Genomic DNA, 2,435 nt, shown 5'->3' on the forward strand with positions numbered 1-2,435 from the left:
CCGGTCTTTCCGTCGGCATCTTTTCCGGCTCTATGCTTTAAGTTCTCAACAATTTTCAAGGCATTTTCCACGGTCTGGTGGGTCTTGATACCTTTGATGTTTACCACAGCACCAATTCCGCAGTTATCATGTTCGAAACTCGGATCATATAATCCTTTGGCGGTTGCTGTGCTCTCATTCCATTGCTCTTTCATAGAACTATCCTTTCGTTGTAAATCATTCATGAGTTGCTTTTTCTTAACTGATTCTCATTTTACTCCTATAACCGCCGCTTGTAAATCATTTTTTTCGTTCTATTGTCTGATAATTTGTCTATTGTTCGTTTTACATAATATTGTCGGACAATAATGTATGTTTTCTTTTATATCTTTCGTTTTTCAAACAATAAAGCGGTCATATTCATGAAATATTTTTTTCATAAATATGACCGCATTTTCTGTTTTTATTAAGTTGTTTTTATTTCACGAACAATTTTTATCTGAAATTCATTCACTGTCTGCTGCAATGTTCCGATGCTGTCCAAAACCTTTTCCCATAACTTTTCCTCCTTGGTATTTTTATATTTTAACACTACTATACTTTAACGCGATAAACGAGTAAAATAGGGTAGAGGGAGAATAATTATCTCGCCCCTCCCATTGAACCGTACGTACGGATCTCGTATACGGCTCTACAACTTATATTCCAACTTTTGCTAAGTAATAGGATAAGGGATTGAGCAGACCAGCTCCATCTTTTATCCTATTTTCAAGTAAATCTTTACTGATAATGAAATTCACCACGTTCATTCCACTTCTTCTATACCACCCAAGTCTTGAATTCGCAACTTTATGAATATCTTCCTGACTGTATCCGTTTCGGTTCTTCCAGTTTAGATAACTTAGGTTTCTGTAGATGGTTTTCGGCTTCTTCCATTGCTTCATGACTATCATTCTTATTTTGTGTCTTAGCCACTGTCCAAGCTCTTCCACAAATTGCTTCATCAACCCGATTCTAAAGTAATTAATCCATCCTCGCACAATCTCATTTACTCGCTTGATTGTAACCACAAGAGGTCTTGCTATTGCTTTCCCTCTCTTCAGATATTCACACAGCTTCTTTTTAAGCTTCTTTTTCTTTTCATTGGTAGGTTTTACTTTCCACTCTCCACCGTTTTTCAGAAATGTGAATCCTAGGTATTTGCTTCGCATCGGTCTGACTACTTTCGTTTTTGTTGCATTTACTTTTAGAAATAGTTTCCGTTCCAGCCAATCACTTATGGAGTTCATCACCCGGTTAGCCGCCATTTCACTTTTAGTGAAAATTAATACATCATCTGCATACCTTGTAAAGCGGAGTCCTCTATGTTCCAGTTCTTTGTCCAGCTTGTCCAAGTAGACATTTGAACATACGACTGAAAGAGGACCTCCTTGCGGCACGCCGGTAATAGTTGCTTTTTCCAAGCCGTTTTCCATTACACCTGCTTTCAGATATTTCCGAATCAGATTTAATGTGGTACTGTCATTTACTTGTTCTCTTAGTATCTGAATTAATTTGTCGTGATTTACCTTGTCAAAAAACTGTTCTATATCTATATCCACTACCCATTCATACCCATCATTCAAGTATTCCAATGCCTGTCGAATGGCATCATGACAACTTCTTCCGGCTCTGAATCCATAACTATAGTCACTGAATATCTCTTCATAAATATCAGATATAGGCTGTGCTATTGCCTGCTGGATAGTTCTGTCAAGTGCTGTGGGTATTCCCAATGGTCTTTTCTTACCATTGTCTTTCGGAATGTATACTCTTCGGACTGGTTTCGGTATATATGTTCTGTTTCTAAGAGATGTAACGATTTTCTCTCTGTTCTTCCTTATATAATCTCCCAGTTCTTCTACAGTAACTCCATCAACACCACTCGCACCTTTATTGGCAACTACCTTTTTATAGGCTCTGTTCAGATTTTCTTTTGACAAGATCACTTCAATCAATTCCATTGTTGTTACTCCTCTGACTTATCCTAAAATTCATACATAACACCCCTCTAAGTATAAACAGTATTCCTCGGTTACGTTCCTACTTTTCCTGTCCACTCGATTTCTGGCTCATGTATTATTTTAAACATAACGATTCGTACTATAAATCGTTTCAGTCCTTCGGCTTTCGCCTACTATGACATCATCTGACTCCCTCTCTAAACCTTTTTTCGACCATACCTTTCAGTATGTGAGTAGGGTCTCCCGAGGTAAGACGCTAATCTTTCGTTCCACAACCTCTTGATTTACAACTTCGGTTTACGTTTACCTTTTGGGCTTTGGTTTGTCTAGCAACCTTACCCACCTAATCGCCTTATCAAGTTTCTGTACGTAGGCTCAAGAACTTTGTTACACCACTTCCTTCATCCATACCATTACTGGTACCGACTTGTGGTTCACTACACTTGGCGGTAA

2 protein-coding genes are annotated in these 2,435 nt (G+C 38.2%); both read right to left on the reverse strand.

Annotated elements, in window-relative coordinates; translation table 11 throughout:
- On the reverse strand, positions 1 to 224 hold a 224-nt coding region (locus QZ076_RS21905; RefSeq protein WP_293717232.1), incomplete at its 3' end, for a hypothetical protein.
- Positions 225 to 677: 453 nt separating this feature from the next.
- On the reverse strand, positions 678 to 1,982 hold the full coding sequence (ltrA, locus tag QZ076_RS21910; protein ID WP_022045343.1) for a group II intron reverse transcriptase/maturase: 1,305 nt from the start codon (positions 1,980 to 1,982) through the stop codon (positions 678 to 680).
- Positions 1,983 to 2,435 lie beyond the last annotated feature (453 nt).

The organism is uncultured Parabacteroides sp. (assembly GCF_905196875.1).
In the GTDB taxonomy this organism is placed as follows: domain Bacteria; phylum Bacteroidota; class Bacteroidia; order Bacteroidales; family Tannerellaceae; genus Parabacteroides.